This window comes from Shinella yambaruensis, from assembly GCF_050859155.1.
GTDB lineage: Bacteria > Pseudomonadota > Alphaproteobacteria > Rhizobiales > Rhizobiaceae > Shinella > Shinella yambaruensis.
Genome location: NZ_CP150638.1, coordinates 1,425,724 through 1,443,925, shown reverse-complemented (window position 1 = coordinate 1,443,925; position 18,202 = coordinate 1,425,724). Strand labels below are relative to the sequence as shown.

The following is an 18,202-nucleotide window of genomic DNA, read 5'->3' as shown; positions in this document are numbered from 1 at the left end:
TGTTCTATTCTTGTTCTCATGTCAACCGCTTTCCACAGGCCCTCTGGACCGGCGCGTCCGGGCGCAATAAGGTCGCCTCGGTCAAACGGAGGAAAAAAGATGAAGTCGTTGATTGCCGTCCTTGTGCTTTCAGCCGCCCTGCCCGCCGCGGCGGGGGCTGCGGACTTTCCGGCCGAGCGCATCCTGGCGATGGCGAGCGGCGACTGGAACAAGGACGGCGTGCTGGACCTCGCCATCGTCGCGACGGCGGACGAGGACAGCGGCAACGACAGCGGGCTCTATGTCTATCTCGCCAAACCGGAGGAAGGCCGGCTGACGCTGGCGCTCTCCCTGCCGAACACCGTCTGGGGCAGCCCGCCCATCATGGCCGGCCAGGAGCCGGAGCTGGCGGCGCTTGCCAACGGTTCCTTCACGCTGGTGACGAAGAACGAATCGATCGGCCGGGACCGGTGGCGCCAGACGCTGACCATCGCCTACCGCAACTTCGACTTCATCGTCGCGGGCTACACCTTCTCGTCCTACGATACGCTCAACCCGGACGGGGGAAGCGAATGCGACCTCAACGTGCTGACCGGCAAGGGCAAGGCCCTCGGGCAACCGATCAGCGGACAGGCGCAGTTCGTGCTGCTGAAGGACTGGAAGGACGGGATTGCCCGCTCGGTCTGCGGGCTGGACAACTAGAGCGCCCGTTCGGACGCAACACCGCCGCGCACTCTTCCCAGGAAAGCGGAAAAATGCCGTTGGCGGTCCGGTTCGGGCAGTATGGCGGCCGGTCTCCAGCCGGCCGGCGCGCCCGGCCTCAGACGAGCTCGTGCACGCGGCCGTCCTCGATCGTCACCCGGCGATCCATCAGGCCGGCGAGCTCGTGGTTATGGGTGGCGATCAGTGCGGCAAGGCCCGACTGGCGGGCGAGCGCTTCCAGTGCCTCGAAGACGTAGCCGGCGGTTTCCGGATCGAGGTTGCCGGTCGGCTCGTCGGCAAGCAGCAGGAGCGGCGCATTGGCGACGGCCCGGGCGATGGCGACGCGCTGCTGCTCGCCGCCGGAGAGTTCCGATGGGCGGTGGTCGGCGCGGTGGCCGATGCGCATGTAATCGAGCAGCTGGGCGGCGCGTTCGCGCGCTTCCGCCTTGGAAAGGCCCGAGATGAGCTGCGGCATCATGATGTTTTCCAGCGCGCTGAATTCCGGCAGGAGATGATGGAACTGGTAGACGAAGCCGATCTCGCCGCGCCGGATCGCCGTGCGCTGGTCGTCGGGAAGCGTCGCGCAGGAATGGCCGTTGACGAAGACCTCGCCGGCGTCGGGTTTTTCCAGCAGGCCGGCGATGTGCAGGAGCGTCGACTTGCCGGTGCCCGAGGGCGCGACGAGCGCGACGGTTTCGCCGCTCTTCAGCGTGAAATCGGCCCCTTTGAGGATCGTCAACAGGGTTTCGCCCTGGCCGTAGTGCCGTTCGATGCCCTTGAGTTCCAGAGCGACGCGCGCGTTCATGCGTTCTGTTCCTATTCGTACCGCAGGGCCTGAACCGGATCGAGCTTGGAGGCGCGCCAGGCAGGGAAGATCGTCGCGAGGAAGGAGAGCACCAGCGCCATGAGGATGACCGAAATCGTCTCGCCGGCATTCATGTCGGCCGGTAGCTGGCTGAGGAAATAGAGTTCCGGGTTGAACAGCGTCGTGCCCGAGATCCAGGAGAAGAACTGGCGGATCGATTCGACGTTGAGGCAGACGATGACGCCGAGCAGCACGCCCGCGAAGGTGCCTACCGTGCCGATCGCCGCGCCCGTCATGAAGAAGATGCGCATGATGGCGCCTGATGTGGCGCCCATGGTGCGCAGGATCGCGATGTCGCTGCCCTTGTCCTTCACCAGCATGATGAGGCCGGAGATGATGTTGAGCGCGGCGACGAGCACGATCAGCGTCAGGATCATGAACATGACGTTGCGCTCGACCTGCAGGGCCGAGAAGAAGGTGCGGTTGCGCTGGCGCCAGTCGGTGATGAAGATCTGCCGTTCGGCCGCCGCCTCGATCGGCTGGCGCAGCTGGTCGACATCGTCGGGATTGGCGACGAAGAGCTCGATCGACTGAACGACGCCCTCTGCGTTGAAATAGAGCTGCGCCTCCTCAAGCGGCATGTAGATGATCGACGCGTCGTATTCCGACATGCCGATCTCGAAGATGGCGGAGACCGTGTAGGTCTTCACGCGCGGATTGACGCCGAGCGGCGTCACGTCGCCTTCCGGCGCGACGAGCGTGATCTGGCCGCCGGCGCTGAGGCCGAGATGCTCGGCCATGCGCGAGCCGATGGCGACGCCGCTGCCGGAGGCGAACCCGACGAGATCGCCTTCCTTGATGTTGTCGGAGACGGCCTTCATCTTGGCGAGATCGTCGGCGCGCACGCCGCGCACCAGCGCGCCGGTGCCGGCGCCTGCCGTGCCCGAGGCGAGCGTCTGGCCCTCGACGAGCGGAATGGCCATGGTGACGCCGGGGACCGCGGACAGGCGCTCGGCGAGCTGGGCATAGTTGTTCAGCGGCGTGTCGATCGGCTGGACGATCATGTGGCCGTTGATGCCGAGGATGCGCGAGATCAGCTCGGTGCGGAACCCGTTCATGACGGCCATGACGATGATGAGCGTCGCAACGCCCAGCATGATGCCAATGAAGGAGAAGCCGGCAATCACCGAGATGAAGGCTTCCTTGCGCCGGGAGCGCAGGTAGCGCCAGGCGACCATCCGCTCGAAGGCGGAGAACGGGCGGTTCTTGTTGAAGGCCTGCGCCTCGGTTGCAGATGCACCGCTCGCTGCGTCAGCCATGATTTCCCCCGTTGCCGCCGGCGCCGCTGCGCCGCATCAAATGCCGGACGTCAGGCGGTTGATCGCCGCCTCGATGGTCAGCGTCTCGCGTTCGCCGGTCTTGCGATCCTTGATCTCGACCTCGCCGTTCGCGATGCCGCGCGGACCGGCAATGACCTGCACCGGCGCGCCGATGAGGTCGGCGGTCGCGAATTTCGCGCCGGCGCGCTCGTCCTTGTCGTCGTAGAGCACGTCGACGCCGGACTTCAGCAGCGCACCATAGATCTGCTCGCAGGCCGCGTCGCAGGCGGCATCGCCCGACTTCATGTTGATGACGATCGCCTCGAAGGGCGCGACCGCCTTCGGCCAGATGATGCCGTTCTCGTCATGCGAGGCTTCGATGATGGCCGGCACGAGGCGCGTCGGGCCGATGCCGTAGGAGCCCATATGCACGGTATGCTCCTTGCCATCGGGGCCCTGGACCTTGGCGCCCATGGCTTCGGAATATTTCGTGCCGAAATAGAAGATGTGGCCGACCTCGATGCCGCGGGCCGACAGGCGCTCGCCTTCCGGGATCGCCTCGAAGGCGGGCGCGTCGTGCATTTCGGAGGTAGCCGCGTAGCGCGAGGTCCACTTGTCGAAGATCGCCTTCAGGCCGGCGACGTCCTCGAAGTTGGTGTCTTCCGCCGGAATGTCGAAATTCAGGAAATCCGTGTGGCAGAAGACTTCCGATTCGCCCGTATCGGCGAGGATGATGAATTCGTGGCTGAGATCGCCGCCGATCGGGCCGGTGTCGGCGCGCATCGGAATGGCGCGCAGGCCCATGCGCGAGAAGGTGCGCAGATACGCCGCGAACATGCGGTTGTAGGCGTGCACGGCGCCCTCGCGGTCGAGGTCGAAGGAATAGGCGTCCTTCATCAGGAATTCGCGCGAGCGCATGGTGCCGAAGCGCGGGCGGATCTCGTCGCGGAACTTCAGCTGGATATGGTAGAGATTGAGCGGCAGGTCCTTGTAGGACTTCACGAACGAGCGGAAGACGTCCGTGATCATTTCCTCGTTGGTCGGGCCGTAGAGCATCGGGCGCTCCTGGCGGTCCTTGATGCGCAGCATCTCCTTGCCATAGGCATCATAGCGGCCGCTTTCCTGCCAGAGCTCGGCCGATTGCAGCGTCGGCATCAGAAGCTCGACGGCGCCGGAGCGGTTCTGCTCCTCGCGGATGATGGCGTTCACCTTGTCGAGAACCCGCTTGCCCAGCGGCAGCCAGGTATAGATGCCCTGGGACTGCTGCTTGATCATGCCCGCACGCAGCATGAGCCGGTGGGAGACGATCTCGGCCTCCTTGGGATTTTCCTTGAGGATGGGCAGGAAGAAGCGGGAAAGGCGCATATCGGGTTCCGGAGTGACTGATCCGCCCTATTTCGGGAATCGGGCAAAATGACGTTGATTTTGATGCGTTCATAAACGCTTCGCCACCGGAAGGGAACCCGGCAGCCCGCGGCGGAGCGCCGAGTCGGCGCACTGTCCACCGCCCGGATGGCCTCGCCAAATGTGGCAGAAAAATGGGGCCGCCAATAACGGAAATTGCGCAGGCTTTGTCAATGGAAAAATTTTATTCCAGTGTAACAAAAATGCAAAAAAACCGGATGACAACGCCTAACGTTTGGGCTAGTTTCAGGCCACAAAACAGGCAAGAAGTGCAAATTCCTGCCAATTTCGCGGTCAAGTCTTGGGAGGATCAGATCTTTGGCGCGCGTAGACGCTGCCACCGCACAACGGATAAAGATCACGCGATACCTGCAAAACAAGGCTTTCAGCCTTGTTTTTTTTTGCCTTTTGCAGAAACAGCCTCCGCGAAACCGATTTGCCTGCAAAGTCCATGCGGCAAAGGCGCACACCGGCCGCTCCCGCGACACTCCGCCTCACGTAGGGTGAAGCCAATCCGGCGGAATGCGCCTTTGCCGGAGGCAACGGAACGTTCGGCCCGCCTCTTTCACGTGCATTCGCCTCGATGATCAAGGAAAGACTTTCCGGAGCGGCCCGGAACGGTTGGAATGGCTTGCTCCCGGCCTTACGGGGCCGTTAACCTTTTGGGCAGTCGCTCATTTGAAATCGGGCATGAACTGCGGGATGGAATCGATGCCATAGCCGAGGCGCACCGACAGGACGTACCAGATGCCGTAGATGATGGCGGAGATGAGCGTCGTCATGAGCACGACACGTCCGCCGCGGAAGCGCGCAGGCGCGCTCTCCACGGTGCCGGGCACCACCTCCTCCGCCTCGGCCTGCGTCTTCAGCCCGAAGGGAAGCACGGCGAACAGCGTCATCCACCAGACGATGAAATAGACGGCGAAATAAGAGAAGATCTGCATGGACGGCCCTCGTGCGACAGCCGGTCTTGTACGCCTGTCGCGGATGAAGTTCAAACGGCGCGAAGGCGGCGTGCTGTCACACCCCTGCCGCCCGACCCTCATCCCGCCGGTAGGACGAAGGGCTTTCGCGCATCCCGTCAGACCTTCGTCAGGAACACGGTGACGACGGGCTTCTTGCCCCAGATCTCGTTGGCGGTGGAGCGCACGGCGCGGCGCACGGCCTCGCGCACCATCTCCAGGTCCTTGCGGCGCGCGCGCGGGATGCTCTCGACGGCGCCGAGCACGGCGTCATAGAGCGTATCGCCCATGTCCTCGCCCTCGTCGTCGAACTGCGGCAGGCCGAAGGGCTCGACCTCGGGATCGCCCATGAAATCATAGCGGCTGTCGAGCAGGACGCTGACGGCGACATGGCCGACGAAGGCGAGCTTGCGGCGGTCGCCGATGCCCATCTCGTCATAGTCGCCGATGAGGTTGCCATCCTTGAAGATGCGGCCGAAGGGGGCGTGGTCGACGACCTCCGGCTCGCCGGGAGCGAGCTTCAGGATATCGCCGTTGCGCACGCGCGGCACCGCGGCGATGCCGGATTGCTCGGCAAGCTCGGCATGGGCGGTGAGATGCACCGCCTCGCCATGGACGGGCACGACCATCTTCGGGCGCGTCCAGCCGTACATCTGCTGCAATTCGTGGCGGCGCGGGTGGCCGGAAACGTGCACCAGCGCCTCGCTGTCGGTGATGACGTTGATGCCCTGCTCGACCAGGCCATTCTTGATATCGTTGATCGCCTTCTCGTTGCCCGGGATGGCGCGCGAGGAGAAGATGATCGTGTCGCCGTCGGTGAAGGCGACGTTGCGCATCTCGTCGCGGGCGATCTTGGCGAGGGCCGCGCGCGGCTCGCCCTGGCTGCCGGTCAGGATGACGACGACCTTGTCGCGCGGGATATAGCCGAACTCGTCTTCCGCGATGAAGGGTTTCAGGCCCTCCATCAGACCGATGTCGCGCGCCACCTCGGTGACGCGCTTCATCGAGCTGCCGAGCAGCAGCACCTCCCGGCCGGCGGCCTCGGCGGCCTGGGCGATGGAGCGGATACGGCCGACATTGGAGGAGAAGGTGGTGATGCCCACCCGGCCCTCGGCGGCCTCGATGATCTTCGTCAGGCTCTCCGACACCTCGCGCTCGGAGGGCGAGACGCCGTCGCGTACCGCATTGGTGCTGTCGCAGATCAGCGCCAGCACGCCCTCGTCGCCGAGCTTGCGGAAGCGGGTCTCGTCGGTCAGCGGCCCGAGCGACGGGTCGAGGTCGATCTTCCAGTCGCCGGTGTGGATGACCGTGCCGAGCGGCGTCTTGATCGCCAGCGACATCGGCTCGGGAATGGAGTGGTTGACGCCGATCGCCTCGATCTCGAACGGGCCGACATTGATGCGGTCGCCCTGCTTGAAGATCGTCACCGGGATCTCGGTGCGGCTCTTCTCGTAGTCGCGCTTGGCCTCCAGCATGCCGGCGGTGAAGGGCGAGGCATAGACCGGCACGTTGAGGCCGGGCCACAGCTCGTTCAGCGCACCGTAGTGGTCCTCGTGCGCATGGGTGATGATGATGCCCTTGAGGTTCTTGCGCTCCTCGGCGAGGAAGCGGATATCGGGCAGCACGAGATCGACCCCCGGCAGGTCCGGCCCCGGGAAGGTGACGCCGCAATCGACCATGATCCACTGGCGGTTCTTCCTCGGGCCGTAGCCGTAGAGCGCCAGGTTCATGCCGATTTCGCCGACGCCGCCAAGCGGCAGGAATACCAGTTCGTCTTCTTTTGCCATCGGCTTTTAAAATTCCTATCCAAAAAACACGTCGCCGGCCGCGATCAACCGCGTGCCGCCGTCATCCGTCTCCAGTTTCAGGAGACCTGTATCATCTATTCCGGAAAAGCGCCCGGAAATAGAACGGTCGGGAAGATTGACCGTGATGTTTTCCCCGATGCCGCCGGCCACCCGTTTCCAGCGCTCCATGATGGCCGAAATCCCGCGTCCGCCGTCCCAAAGCGACAGCGTTTCCGCCATCGACTGGAAGAGATAGGCGAACAATTCCTCGGGAGAAGCGGCCGCACCGAAATCACGCAGCGTTGCGACGGGATAGAGCCCGGCGTCGGGCGCCACGGCGACATTGATGCCGATGCCGATGACCAGCCCATGGCGCCCGTCGGGAAGCGTCTCGCCCTCGATCAGGATGCCGCAGACCTTGCGGCGATCGACGAGGATGTCGTTCGGCCACTTGATCAGCACGTCGGGCGCATCGGGCGGCATGATGCGGCTCACCGCATCCTGCACCGCGACCGCGACGGCGAGCGGCAGGGAGCCGAGCCGGTCCATCGGCGCCGGATCGATCAGGAGCAGCGAGGCGTAGAGGTTGCCGGGTTCGGAAAACCAGGCGCGCCCGCGCCGGCCGCGGCCGCCCGTCTGCCGCTCCGCCGTGATCCAGAGACCCGAAAGCGCGCCCTTTCGGGCGCGCTCCAGGCATTCCGTATTGGTCGAGCCCACGTCGGCGAGCGCCTCGTGCCGGAAGTCGTCGAGCGACAACCGGCGGTGCGTGCCGGACCCGCTCAAAAGAAGGTCCGGGCGGCGGCTTCGGCAGCCGCGCCGATCGGCCCGCCGATCAGCACGTAACCGACGACGAACAGGCCGGAGAGACCGAAGACCAGCTTCAGTTCGCCGGCCGTGCGGGCGAACTCACCCGTCGGCTCGTCGAACCACATCACCTTGATGATGCGCAGGTAGTAGTAGGCGCCGACGACCGAGGCGAGCACGCCGATGATGGCGAGCGCATAGAGATGCGCCTCGATGGCCGCCATGAAGACGAAGTACTTGGCGAAGAAGCCTGCCATCGGCGGGATGCCGGCGAGCGAGAACATCAGGATCGTCAGCACGGTCGCCATGAACGGATTGGTCGAGGAGAGGCCGGCAAGGTCGTTGATGTCCTCGACATTGCCGCCTTCCTTGCGGCGCATGGCGAGGATGATGGCGAAGGTGCCGAGCGTCATGACCATGTAGATCAGCATGTAGAGCGCGACGCCGCGCACGCCCGCCATGGAGCCGGCGGCAAGGCCGACCAGCGCATAGCCCATATGGCCGATGGACGAATAGGCCATCAGGCGCTTGATGTTGCGCTGGCCGATGGCGGCGAAGGCGCCGAGCAGCATGGAGGCGATCGCGATGAAGACGATGACCTGCTGCCAGTCGGCGACGACGGGCTCGAAGGCATCGATGACGATGCGCACCAGCATGGCCATGGCGGCGACCTTCGGGGCGGCCGCGAAGAAGGCCGTCACCGGGGTCGGCGCGCCCTCATAGACGTCCGGGGTCCACATGTGGAACGGCACGGCCGAGATCTTGAAGGCAAGGCCGGCAAGGATGAAAACCAGGCCGAAGACGAGGCCGAGCGAGCGGCCTTCGGCCGTCAGCGCCGCGGCGATCTCCTGGAAGCCGATATGGCCGGTGAAGCCGTAGACCAGCGACATGCCGTAGAGCAGCATGCCCGAGGACAGCGCGCCGAGCACGAAATATTTGAGGCCCGCTTCCGTCGAGCGCAGGCTGTCGCGGTTGATCGCGGCGACGACATAGAGCGCCAGCGACTGGAGCTCCAGCGCGAGGTAGAGCGACAGAAGGCTGTTGGCGGAGATCATCAGCAGCATGCCGAGCGTCGACAGCACGATGAGGACCGGGAACTCGAAGCGGTCGAGCTGCTCCGAGCGGGCGTGGCCGACGGTCATCACCATGGCGGTGATCGAGCCGATCAGCGCCAGCACCTTCATGAACTTGGCGAAGGGATCGGAGACGAAGGCGCCGCCATAGGCCTGGCCCTCGCCCGTGGCGAGCACGAGCCAGAGGCCGGAGATGATGAGCAGCGCGACGGCAAGCCCCGTGACGGTCGTGCCCGAGCGTTCGCCGGAAAACACGCCGACCATCAAAAGGGCCAGGGCGCCGACGGCAAGAATGATCTCGGGGGTCGAGAGTTGAAGGCTGGCAAGGATCGTATCAGCGGTCATGTCTTCGAGTCCCGTCGTCAGTTCGCCGAAAGCGCAACGGATTGCGCCGCCTGCAGAGCCGCGGAGTAGTTATTGAGCAGCGCGTCGACCGAAGCCGCCGTCGCATCGAATACCGGCGCCGGATAGACACCGTAGAAGATCGTCAGGATCAGGAGCGGATAGAGCAGCAGCTTCTCGCGCATGTCGAGATCGAGCAGCGACTTCAGGCTTTCCTTCTCCAGCGCGCCGAAGATCACCCGGCGGTAGAGCCAGAGGGCATAGGAGGCCGAAAGGATGACGCCGGTCGTGGCGAAGAGCGCGACCCAGGTGTTGGCGCGGAAGACGCCGATCAGCGTCATGAACTCGCCGACGAAGCCCGAGGTGCCCGGAAGGCCGACATTCGCCATGGTGAAGATCATGAAGGCGACGGCGTATTTCGGCATGTTGTTGACGAGGCCGCCATAGGCCGCGATCTCGCGGGTGTGCAGCCGGTCATAGACGACGCCGACGCACAGGAAGAGCGCGCCCGAGACGATGCCGTGCGACAGCATCTGGAAGATGGCGCCCTGCAACCCTTGAGCATTCGCCGCGAAGATGCCCATGGTCACGTAGCCCATGTGGGCGACCGACGAATAGGCGATCAGCTTCTTGATGTCGTCCTGCATCATCGCGACCAGCGAGGTGTAGATGATGGCGATGACCGACAGCGCGAAGACGAAGGGCGCGAAATAGTCGGAGGCAAGCGGGAACATGGCGAGCGAGAAGCGGATGAAACCGTAGCCGCCGAGCTTCAGCAGCACGCCCGCCAGGATGACGGAGCCTGCCGTCGGCGCCTGGACGTGCGCATCGGGAAGCCAGGTGTGCACCGGCCACATCGGCATCTTCACCGCGAAGGAGGCGAAGAAGGCGAGCCACAGCCAGGTCTGCATGTGGGCCGGGAAGTTGTAGGCGAGCAGTTCCGTGATGTCGGTCGTGCCGGCCTGCCAGTACATCGCCATGATGGCGAGCAGCATCAGCACCGAGCCGAGCAGGGTATAGAGGAAGAACTTGTAGGATGCGTAGACGCGATCCTTGCCGCCCCACACGCCGATGATGATGAACATCGGGATGAGGCCCGCCTCGAAGAAGACGTAGAAGAGCACGATGTCGAGCGAGACGAAGACGCCGACCATGAACACTTCCAGGAGCAGGAAGGCGATCATGTATTCGCGCAGGCGCTTTTCGACCGAATGCCAGCTTGCGAGCACGCAGAACGGCATCAGGAAGGTCGACAGGATGACGAACAGCATGGAGATGCCGTCGACGCCGAGATGGTAGGAAATGCCGGTGCCGAGCCATTCGGCCTTCTCGACCATCTGGAAGCCGGGGTTCGAATTGTCGAAGCCGATCCAGATGAAGAGCGAGAGCACGAAGGTGAAGACCGTCGTCAGCAGCGCGACGTTCAGGATGTTGCGGCGGCCGTACGGGCTGTCCTCGCGGGTCAGCAGCAGAAGCGCCACGCCGACGAGCGGGAGGAAGGTGACCGCTGAAAGAATGGGCCAATCGGTCATCAGAGGGAGCTCCCGAGCATCATCCAGGTAACGAGTGCCGCAATACCCAGCAGCATCGCGAATGCGTAGTGATAGAGGTAACCGGTCTGGAGGCGGACGACGCGATCCGTGACGTCCACGACGCGGGCGGCGATGCCGTTCGGGCCGAGGCCGTCGATGACGGCGCCGTCACCCTTCTTCCAGAGGAACTTGCCGAGCCACTTGGCCGGGCGGACGAAGATGAAGTCGTACAGTTCGTCGAAATACCACTTGTTGAGCAGGAACAGGTAGAGGCCGCGGTGCTGCTCGGCGAGGTATTTCGGCGTTTCCGGCGAGCGGATGTACATGTACCAGGCGGTAACGAAGCCGATGGCCATGGCGGCGAACGGGCTCCACTTCACCCACTTCGGCACATTGTGGAACTCGTGCACGAGATGGTTGTCGGGAAGCGTGAAGAGCGCGCCCTGCCAGAACTCGTCATAGTGATGGCCGTAGAAGTACTCCACGAAGATCACGCCCGCGACCACCGCGCCGGCAGCCAGCAGATAGAGCGGGATCAGCATGACGGCCGGCGATTCGTGCACATGGTGCATGACGTCGGCGGAGGCACGCGGCTTGCCGAAGAAGGTCATGAACGCCAGGCGCCAGGAGTAGAAGCTGGTGAACAGCGCGGCGATGACCAGCAGCACGAAGGCGAAGCCGGCAACCGGGCTGTGCGAGGCGAAGGCCGATTCGATGATCGCGTCCTTCGAAAAGAAGCCGGCAAAGCCGATGACGGTGCCCGGGATGCCGACGCCGGTCAGCGCCAGCGTGCCGATCGTCATCATCCAGAAGGTGACCGGGATGTGCTTGCGAAGACCGCCCATGTAGCGCATGTCCTGCTCGCCATCGACGGCATGGATCACGGAGCCCGCGCCGAGGAACAAGAGCGCCTTGAAGAAGGCGTGCGTGAAGAGGTGGAAGATTGCCGCGCCGTAGGCGCCGATACCGAGCGCGACGAACATGTAGCCGAGCTGCGAGCAGGTCGAATAGGCGATGACGCGCTTGATGTCGTTCTGCACGAGACCGACGGTCGCCGCGAAGAAGGCGGTGATGGCGCCGACGAGCGTCACGACCACGAGGGCGTCATGCGACAGTTCGAAGAGCGGCGACATGCGGGCGACGAGGAAGACGCCTGCAGTGACCATGGTCGCGGCATGGATGAGCGCCGAAACCGGCGTCGGGCCTTCCATGGCGTCCGGCAGCCAGGTGTGCAGCAGGAACTGCGCCGACTTACCCATCGCGCCCATGAAGAGCAGCAGGCAGGTGGCGGTCAGCGCATGCGACTTGTCGAGGCTCATGCCGAACAGCGTGATGACGGGATCGGCGGCATCCGCGGCGCCTTCGGCCGGCAGGTAGGTCGCGGCCGTCGCGAAGATCGTCTCCAGATTGATCGAGCCGAAGAGCACGAACACGCTGGAAATGCCGAGGATGAAGCCGAAGTCGCCGACGCGGTTGACGATGAAGGCCTTCATGGCGGCAGCGCAGGCCGACGGCTTCTTGTACCAGAAGCCGATGAGCAGGTAGGACGCAAGGCCCACGCCTTCCCAGCCGAAGAACATCTGCAGGAGGTTGTCGGACGTCACCAGCATGAGCATGGCGAAGGTGAAGAGCGACAGATACGCGAAGAAACGCGGCCGGTGCGGATCGTGGTGCATGTAGCCGATCGAGTAGACGTGCACCAGCGTCGAGACGGAGTTCACGACGACGAGCATGACGGCCGTCAGCGTATCGACGCGGAACGCCCATTCGACATCGAAGCCGCCGGACTGGATCCAGCGCAGCACGCTGACCTTGATCATCTCCGTCTCGCCCATGGCGACGTCGAAGAAGACGATCCACGACAGCACGGCCGCGATGATCATGAAGCCGGACGTGACGTATTCGGACGCCTTGGCGCCGATGGCATTGCCGCCGATGCCGGCGATCAGGAAGCCGATCAGCGGAAGGAAGACGATTGCCTTGATGATGGTATCCATGACCCGATCAGCCCTTCATCATATTGACGTCTTCGACGGCGATCGAACCGCGGTTGCGGTAGAAGACGACGAGAATTGCAAGACCGATGGCCGCTTCCGCAGCCGCGACGGTCAGAATGAACAGCGCGAAGACCTGGCCGACGATGTCGTTCAGGAAGGCCGAGAAGGCCACCATGTTGATGTTGACCGCAAGCAGGATCAATTCGATCGACATCAGAATGACGATGACGTTCTTCCGGTTCAGGAAGATGCCGAAGACGCCGAGGGTGAAGAGGATGGCGCTGACGGTGAGATAGTGGGAAATACCGATTTCCATGATGCTTTTCCTTGGGTCCGCGCTGCCTCAGATGCCCTGACCGGGCTTCACCTTGACCACCTCGACGGCGGTCTCCGGCGTGCGGGCGACCTGCGTCGGGATATCCTGGCGCTTGATATGCGGCTTGTGACGCAGCGTCAGCACGATCGCGCCGATCATGGCGACGAGCAGCACGAGGCCGGCGATCTGGAAGAAATAGACGTAGTGCGTATAGAGCACGTCGCCGAGGGCGGCCGTGTTGGTGCGCTCGGCGACCGGCGGGATCGGCATCGAGGCATTGGCGGCGATCTCCGGCGAGAGCGTCGAGCCGCCGACGACGACCACGAGCTCGATCGCGAGGATCAGGCCGATCAGTGCGCCTACCGGCGCATATTCCAGCGCACCGGCCCTGAGTTCGGCGAAATCGATGTCGAGCATCATCACGACGAAGAGGAAGAGAACCGCAACGGCGCCGACATAGACGACCAGCAGGATCATCGCCAGGAACTCGGCGCCCGTCAGGAGGAAGAGGCCCGCCGAATTGAAGAAGGTGAGGATCAGGAACAGCACGGAATAGACCGGGTTCCTCGACGCGATCACCATGAAGGCGGACGCCACCGCCACGAAGGCGAACAGATAGAAGAATAGAGCCTGCAGACCCATTTTGGTGCCTTTTCGTCTTCCCCGGAGGAGGTCCCCCTCCCCCGTCGAAGCCTGACGACCTTATGCCGTCAGGCACATGCATTTCGTTTTACCCTCGCGCCGGATATCAGCGGTAGGGCGAGTCCATCGCGATGTTGCGGGCGATTTCCCGCTCCCAGCGATCGCCGTTCTCGAGCAGCTTCTGCTTGTCGTAATAAAGTTCTTCGCGCGTTTCCGTCGAGAACTCGAAGTTGGGGCCCTCGACGATGGCGTCGACCGGGCAGGCCTCCTGGCAGAAGCCGCAATAGATGCACTTCACCATGTCGATGTCGTAACGCACCGTGCGGCGCGTGCCGTCGTTGCGGCGGGGGCCGGCCTCGATGGTGATGGCCTGAGCCGGACAGATGGCTTCGCACAGCTTGCAGGCGATGCAGCGTTCCTCGCCGTTCGGGTAGCGGCGCAGCGCATGCTCGCCGCGGAAGCGCGGGGAGACCGGGCCCTTTTCGAAGGGATAGTTCACCGTCGCCTTGGGGCGGAAGAAGTAGCGCATCGACAGGAAGAACGCCCCGACGAATTCCTTGAGAAACAGCGAATTTACGGCTTGCGAAAGACTAGCCATTTCAAGCTCCAATGCTGCTGAGGGTCAGGGCGGTCCTCATGCGGACCAGCCCGTGAGCTTCAGCACGAATGCAACGATGACGACCATGGCGAGCGAGATCGGCAGGAAGACCTTCCAGCCGAGGCGCATGAGCTGGTCGTAGCGGTAGCGCGGCACGAAGGCCTTCACCATCGCGAACATGAAGAAGACGAAGGACGCCTTCAGGACGAACCAGATGATGCCCGGGACCCAGTTGAGGAACCAGACGTCGACCGGGGGCAGCCAGCCGCCGAGGAAGAGGATCGTGGTCAGCGCGCACATCAGGCAGATGGCGGCATATTCGCCGAGCATGAACATCATGTATGGGGTGGAGCCGTACTCGACCATGAAGCCGGCGACGAGTTCGGATTCGGCTTCCGGCAGGTCGAAGGGCGGGCGGTTCGTCTCGGCCAGCGCCGAGATGAAGAACACGACGAACATCGGGAACAGCGCCAGCCAGTGCCAATCCAGGAAAGAACCCGGCAGGCCGATCATCGTGCCGAGGCCGTCGCGCTGCGAATTGACGATATCCGTGAGATTCAGCGAGCCGACGCAGAGCAGCACCGTGACGATGACGAAGCCGATGGAGACTTCATAGGAAACCATCTGCGCGGCGGAGCGCAGCGCGCCGAGGAACGGATACTTCGAGTTCGAAGCCCAGCCGCCCATGATGATGCCGTAGACTTCGAGCGAGGAGATCGCGAAGATGTAGAGGATGCCGACATTGATGTTGGCGATCACCCAGCCGTCGTTGAGCGGCACGACCGCCCAGGTGGCGAGCGCCAGCGTCACGGAGACGAGCGGGGCGAGCAGGAAGATCGCCTTGTTGGCCGTCGCCGGGATCACCGGCTCCTTGAAGACGAATTTCAGAAGGTCGGCGAAGGACTGGAAGAGACCCCAGGGGCCGACGACGTTCGGACCACGGCGCAGCTGCACGGCCGCCCAGATCTTGCGGTCGGCGAGCAGGATATAGGCGATGAAGACCAGGAGCGCGACCAGGAGCAGCAGCGACTGGGCCACCATGATCAGGCCGGGCCAAACATAGGTCGAAACGAAAGCGTCCATAATGCTTTATCCCTTCGCGCTCATTCCGCCGCGGCTTTGAAATTGTTGCGGGCCAGCGCCGAGCATTCGGCCATGACCGCGGAGGCGCGCGCTATCGGGTTCGTCAAATAGAAGTCTTTGATCGGAGACGCAAACCCGGAATTCGCCATCGTCCCGCCTTTTTTCGCAAGTGCGGAAAGATCGGCGATATCGCCCGCCGCAATCTCGTCGATCGCGGCGAAATGCGGGTGTGCGGCGTGGAGTTTCGCTCTCAGCTGCACCAGCGAATCGAAGGGCAGCTTCTTGCCGAGCACGTCGGACAGCGCACGCAGGATCGCCCAGTCCTCACGGGCGTCGCCCGGCGCGAAGCCGGCGCGGTTGCCCATCTGGACGCGGCCCTCGGTGTTGACCCAGGTCCCCGACTTCTCGGTATAGGTCGCGCCCGGCAGGATGACGTCGGCAACATGCGCCGCATTGTCGCCGTGCGAGCCGATATAGACCGTGAAGGCGGTCTTGTTGGAAAAGTCCATTTCGTCCGCGCCGAGCAGGAAGAGCACGTCCGTGCCGGTCAGCATCTCGGCCGCGGTCTTGCCGCCCTCGCCCGGCACGAAGCCGAGGTCGAGGCCGCCGACGCGCGCGGCCGCGGTGTGGAGGACCGCAAGGCCGTTCCAGTCCGCCGTCACCGCGCCGACGCTTTCCGCCAGCTTCGCGACGGCCGAGAGAACGGCGAGACCATCGGCGCGCGACAGCGCGCCCTGGCCGACGATGATCATCGGGCGTTCGGCCTTCTTCAGCTTTTCGGCAAAGGAGAGCGAGCCGTCGATGAGGGCCGAAAGCGTGTCCGTGCCGGCGCCGAGATAGTCGTAGTCGTAGCGCAGCTCGCCCTCGACGCCGATCACGCCGATCGGGAAGTTGTCCATGCGCCAGCGCTTGCGGATGCGGGCGTTGAGCACGGCGGCTTCGAGGCGCGGATTGGCGCCGACGATGAGCAGCGCGTCGGCCTGCTCTATGCCCTCGATGGTCGGGTTGAACAGGTAGCTGGCACGGCCGAGCGACGGATCGAGCACCGAACCGTCCTGGCGGCAGTCGACATTCGTCGAGCCGAGCGCGGTCATCAGTTCGCGCAGCGCGTAGATCTCCTCGACCGAGGCGAGGTCGCCGGCGATCGCGCCGATGCGGTCGCCCGGCTTGCCGGCGACAGCGGCCTTGATGGCGCCGAAGGCCTCGGCCCAGCTGGCGGGCTGCAGACGGCCGTCCTTGCGGACATAGGGGCGGTCGAGACGCTGGGTCTTCAGGCCGTCCCAGATGAAGCGGGTCTTGTCGGAAATCCACTCCTCGTTGATCTCCTCGTTGACGCGCGGCAGGATGCGCATCACCTCGCGGCCGCGGGTATCGACGCGGATCGCGGAGCCGACGGCGTCCATGACGTCGATCGATTCGGTTTTGTTCAATTCCCACGGGCGGGCGGTGAAAGCGAAGGGCTTGGAGGTCAGCGCGCCGACCGGGCAGAGGTCGACCACGTTGCCCTGCAGCTCGGAGGTCATCGCCTGTTCGAGATAGGTGGTGATCTCGGCATCCTCGCCGCGGCCGATCAGGCCGAGCTCGGTGATGCCGGCCACTTCCGTCGTGAAGCGGACGCAGCGCGTGCAGTGGATGCAGCGGTTCATGATCGTCTTGACGAGCGGGCCGATATACTTGTCCTCGACCGCGCGCTTGTTCTCCGCGTAGCGCGAACTGTCGATGCCGAAGGCCATCGCCTGGTCCTGCAGGTCGCATTCGCCGCCCTGGTCGCAGATCGGGCAGTCGAGCGGGTGGTTGATGAGCAGGAACTCCATCACGCCCTCGCGCGCCTTCTTGACCATCGGCGTGGTCGTGAAGACTTCGGGCGGCTCGCCGTTCGGGCCGGGGCGCAGGTCCCTGACGCCCATGGCGCAGGAGGCCGCCGGCTTCGGCGGGCCGCCCTTCACCTCGACGAGGCACATGCGGCAGTTGCCGGCAACCGACAGCCGCTCGTGGAAACAGAAGCGCGGAACCTCGGCGCCGGCCTCCTCGCACGCCTGAAGCAGCGTGAAGTGATCCGGGACTTCGATTTCTTTTCCGTCGACTTTCAGCTTTGCCATATCTCAATCCCGCTTTTGACGCGGGAAAGCCCCGCGTCTTGCCAGCGCCATTCTGTCCAGCCTCAGGTCCGGGTCCCGTCCCTTCGGCCTTGTTCCATCTGCCGGTTCCGGCGGGGTCTCAGCCCCTGCCCTTTGCCAGCGCCTTTGCCTGCTCCACCCAGCCATCGCGGGCGATGCGCCCTGCGAAACCGAGTTCGGCTTCGATCCTTGCGACATCGGCGGGCGTCAGGCCCACGATGTCGGCATAGCGCCGGAAGCCCATGCCGTTCAGCACCTGCTCCAGCTTCGGCCCGATGCCCGAAATCGCTTTCAGGTCATCGGCCTTGGCGGTCTTTGCCGCCGGCACCTTGCGCGCCGGCCTGGCGCCGGCCGCCTTCGGCGTCGCGCTTTTCTCGCGCGCCACCGTCACCGTCTTCGCCACGGCGGGCTTTTCCGCCTTCGGCACCACGGTCAGCGCCGGCTTCGCCTTGACCGGCTCCACCGGCTGCGGCTCCGCCGCCAGCGCCGCGGCCTCGTCGAGCACCACCTTGGCCCGCTCCGCCGCACTCTGCATCAGGCCCAGCATCGCACCGGCCATCTGGCCCGCAATGCCGAAGCCGATCGCGGTCGTCGCGGCCATCGCCGCCACCGGATGGGCCATCAGCGGCATGTCCGGCATCTCCCTCAGCCAGGGCGCGAGCCCGAAAGGATCGTTCCCGCCGGCTTCCGCCGGCTGAACCCTGGTTGCATTCGCATCCTGTCCTGCCGGCGTCTTCATC

Annotated in this window: 17 protein-coding genes; 1 reads left to right on the top strand and 16 read right to left on the bottom strand. The window is 64.3% G+C overall.

All coding sequences use genetic code 11. The features are described from left to right. The first annotated feature begins 99 nt into the window (after window positions 1-99). Window positions 100-681, top strand: a complete 582-nt coding sequence (locus tag WMC41_RS07095) for a hypothetical protein (RefSeq protein ID WP_432347480.1) — start codon at window positions 100-102, stop codon at window positions 679-681. A 118-nt stretch (window positions 682-799) separates the two neighbouring features. Here WMC41_RS07095 and WMC41_RS07090 read toward each other — a convergent pair whose 3' ends face one another. From WMC41_RS07090 to WMC41_RS07015, 16 genes are all read right to left on the bottom strand, one after another. After that, window positions 800-1,486, bottom strand: coding sequence for an ABC transporter ATP-binding protein (locus WMC41_RS07090; protein ID WP_432347478.1), 687 nt, complete (start codon window positions 1,484-1,486; stop codon window positions 800-802). Between the two features lie 11 nt (window positions 1,487-1,497). Further along, window positions 1,498-2,805, bottom strand: a complete 1,308-nt coding sequence (locus WMC41_RS07085) for a lipoprotein-releasing ABC transporter permease subunit (RefSeq protein WP_432347477.1) — start codon at window positions 2,803-2,805, stop codon at window positions 1,498-1,500. Between the two features lie 36 nt (window positions 2,806-2,841). Then, entirely contained in the window at window positions 2,842-4,170 is a 1,329-nt protein-coding gene (gene proS / locus WMC41_RS07080) for a proline--tRNA ligase (protein WP_432347475.1), read from the bottom strand. A gap of 333 nt (window positions 4,171-4,503) precedes the next feature. Continuing rightward, complete coding sequence (locus WMC41_RS07075; RefSeq protein WP_432347473.1) at window positions 4,504-4,800, bottom strand: hypothetical protein; 297 nt, start codon at window positions 4,798-4,800, stop codon at window positions 4,504-4,506. An 83-nt stretch (window positions 4,801-4,883) separates the two neighbouring features. Continuing rightward, complete coding sequence (locus tag WMC41_RS07070) at window positions 4,884-5,153, bottom strand: DUF1467 family protein (RefSeq protein WP_288083317.1); 270 nt, start codon at window positions 5,151-5,153, stop codon at window positions 4,884-4,886. Window positions 5,154-5,290: 137 nt separating this feature from the next. After that, a complete protein-coding gene (locus WMC41_RS07065; protein WP_244765818.1) occupies window positions 5,291-6,958 on the bottom strand; it encodes a ribonuclease J in 1,668 nt (555 codons plus the stop codon). 15 nt (window positions 6,959-6,973) lie between these two features. Next, window positions 6,974-7,741 carry a biotin--[acetyl-CoA-carboxylase] ligase gene (locus WMC41_RS07060; RefSeq protein ID WP_244765819.1) on the bottom strand — a complete coding sequence of 256 codons (768 nt, stop codon included), beginning with the start codon at window positions 7,739-7,741 and terminating at the stop codon, window positions 6,974-6,976. Next, on the bottom strand, window positions 7,738-9,180 hold the full coding sequence (gene nuoN / locus WMC41_RS07055; RefSeq protein ID WP_244765820.1) for an NADH-quinone oxidoreductase subunit NuoN: 1,443 nt from the start codon (window positions 9,178-9,180) through the stop codon (window positions 7,738-7,740). Before nuoN ends, WMC41_RS07060 begins: the two co-directional genes overlap by 4 nt. A 17-nt stretch (window positions 9,181-9,197) precedes the next feature. Beyond that, window positions 9,198-10,709 carry an NADH-quinone oxidoreductase subunit M gene (locus tag WMC41_RS07050; RefSeq protein WP_244765821.1) on the bottom strand — a complete coding sequence of 504 codons (1,512 nt, stop codon included), beginning with the start codon at window positions 10,707-10,709 and terminating at the stop codon, window positions 9,198-9,200. Then, window positions 10,709-12,706, bottom strand: a complete 1,998-nt coding sequence (gene nuoL / locus WMC41_RS07045) for an NADH-quinone oxidoreductase subunit L (protein WP_432347470.1) — start codon at window positions 12,704-12,706, stop codon at window positions 10,709-10,711. Before nuoL ends, WMC41_RS07050 begins: the two co-directional genes overlap by 1 nt. Window positions 12,707-12,713: 7 nt before the next feature. Further along, complete coding sequence (gene nuoK, locus WMC41_RS07040; RefSeq protein ID WP_160860343.1) at window positions 12,714-13,022, bottom strand: NADH-quinone oxidoreductase subunit NuoK; 309 nt, start codon at window positions 13,020-13,022, stop codon at window positions 12,714-12,716. A 27-nt stretch (window positions 13,023-13,049) separates the two neighbouring features. Further along, the gene (locus WMC41_RS07035) at window positions 13,050-13,664 is read right to left on the bottom strand and encodes an NADH-quinone oxidoreductase subunit J (RefSeq protein ID WP_244765823.1); all 615 of its coding nucleotides are present in this window, start codon (window positions 13,662-13,664) and stop codon (window positions 13,050-13,052) included. Between the two features lie 106 nt (window positions 13,665-13,770). Beyond that, window positions 13,771-14,262 carry an NADH-quinone oxidoreductase subunit NuoI gene (gene nuoI, locus WMC41_RS07030; protein WP_023513863.1) on the bottom strand — a complete coding sequence of 164 codons (492 nt, stop codon included), beginning with the start codon at window positions 14,260-14,262 and terminating at the stop codon, window positions 13,771-13,773. 36 nt (window positions 14,263-14,298) lie between these two features. Then, entirely contained in the window at window positions 14,299-15,345 is a 1,047-nt protein-coding gene (gene nuoH, locus WMC41_RS07025; protein WP_432347467.1) for an NADH-quinone oxidoreductase subunit NuoH, read from the bottom strand. A gap of 20 nt (window positions 15,346-15,365) precedes the next feature. Then, on the bottom strand, window positions 15,366-17,444 hold the full coding sequence (gene nuoG, locus WMC41_RS07020; RefSeq protein WP_432347465.1) for an NADH-quinone oxidoreductase subunit NuoG: 2,079 nt from the start codon (window positions 17,442-17,444) through the stop codon (window positions 15,366-15,368). Between the two features lie 118 nt (window positions 17,445-17,562). Then, entirely contained in the window at window positions 17,563-18,201 is a 639-nt protein-coding gene (locus tag WMC41_RS07015; RefSeq protein ID WP_432347463.1) for an NADH:ubiquinone oxidoreductase, read from the bottom strand. Window position 18,202: the final 1 nt, after the last annotated feature.

Excerpts from the sequence above, each read along its gene's own strand:
- WMC41_RS07070 (WP_288083317.1), bottom strand. The coding sequence starts at position 5,153 with ATGCAGATCTTCTCTTATTTCGCCGTCTATTTCATCGTCTGGTGGATG.
- nuoH (WP_432347467.1), bottom strand. The coding sequence starts at position 15,345 with ATGGACGCTTTCGTTTCGACCTATGTTTGGCCCGGCCTGATCATGGTG.
- nuoN (WP_244765820.1), bottom strand. The coding sequence starts at position 9,180 with ATGACCGCTGATACGATCCTTGCCAGCCTTCAACTCTCGACCCCCGAG.
- WMC41_RS07050 (WP_244765821.1), bottom strand. The coding sequence starts at position 10,709 with ATGACCGATTGGCCCATTCTTTCAGCGGTCACCTTCCTCCCGCTCGTC.
- nuoK (WP_160860343.1), bottom strand. The coding sequence starts at position 13,022 with ATGGAAATCGGTATTTCCCACTATCTCACCGTCAGCGCCATCCTCTTC.
- WMC41_RS07085 (WP_432347477.1), bottom strand. The coding sequence starts at position 2,805 with ATGGCTGACGCAGCGAGCGGTGCATCTGCAACCGAGGCGCAGGCCTTC.
- nuoL (WP_432347470.1), bottom strand. The coding sequence starts at position 12,706 with ATGGATACCATCATCAAGGCAATCGTCTTCCTTCCGCTGATCGGCTTC.
- WMC41_RS07095 (WP_432347480.1), top strand. The coding sequence starts at position 100 with ATGAAGTCGTTGATTGCCGTCCTTGTGCTTTCAGCCGCCCTGCCCGCC.
- nuoG (WP_432347465.1), bottom strand. The coding sequence starts at position 17,444 with ATGGCAAAGCTGAAAGTCGACGGAAAAGAAATCGAAGTCCCGGATCAC.
- proS (WP_432347475.1), bottom strand. The coding sequence starts at position 4,170 with ATGCGCCTTTCCCGCTTCTTCCTGCCCATCCTCAAGGAAAATCCCAAG.
- WMC41_RS07035 (WP_244765823.1), bottom strand. The coding sequence starts at position 13,664 with ATGGGTCTGCAGGCTCTATTCTTCTATCTGTTCGCCTTCGTGGCGGTG.
- nuoI (WP_023513863.1), bottom strand. The coding sequence starts at position 14,262 with ATGGCTAGTCTTTCGCAAGCCGTAAATTCGCTGTTTCTCAAGGAATTC.
- WMC41_RS07015 (WP_432347463.1), bottom strand. The coding sequence starts at position 18,201 with ATGAAGACGCCGGCAGGACAGGATGCGAATGCAACCAGGGTTCAGCCG.
- WMC41_RS07065 (WP_244765818.1), bottom strand. The coding sequence starts at position 6,958 with ATGGCAAAAGAAGACGAACTGGTATTCCTGCCGCTTGGCGGCGTCGGC.
- WMC41_RS07090 (WP_432347478.1), bottom strand. The coding sequence starts at position 1,486 with ATGAACGCGCGCGTCGCTCTGGAACTCAAGGGCATCGAACGGCACTAC.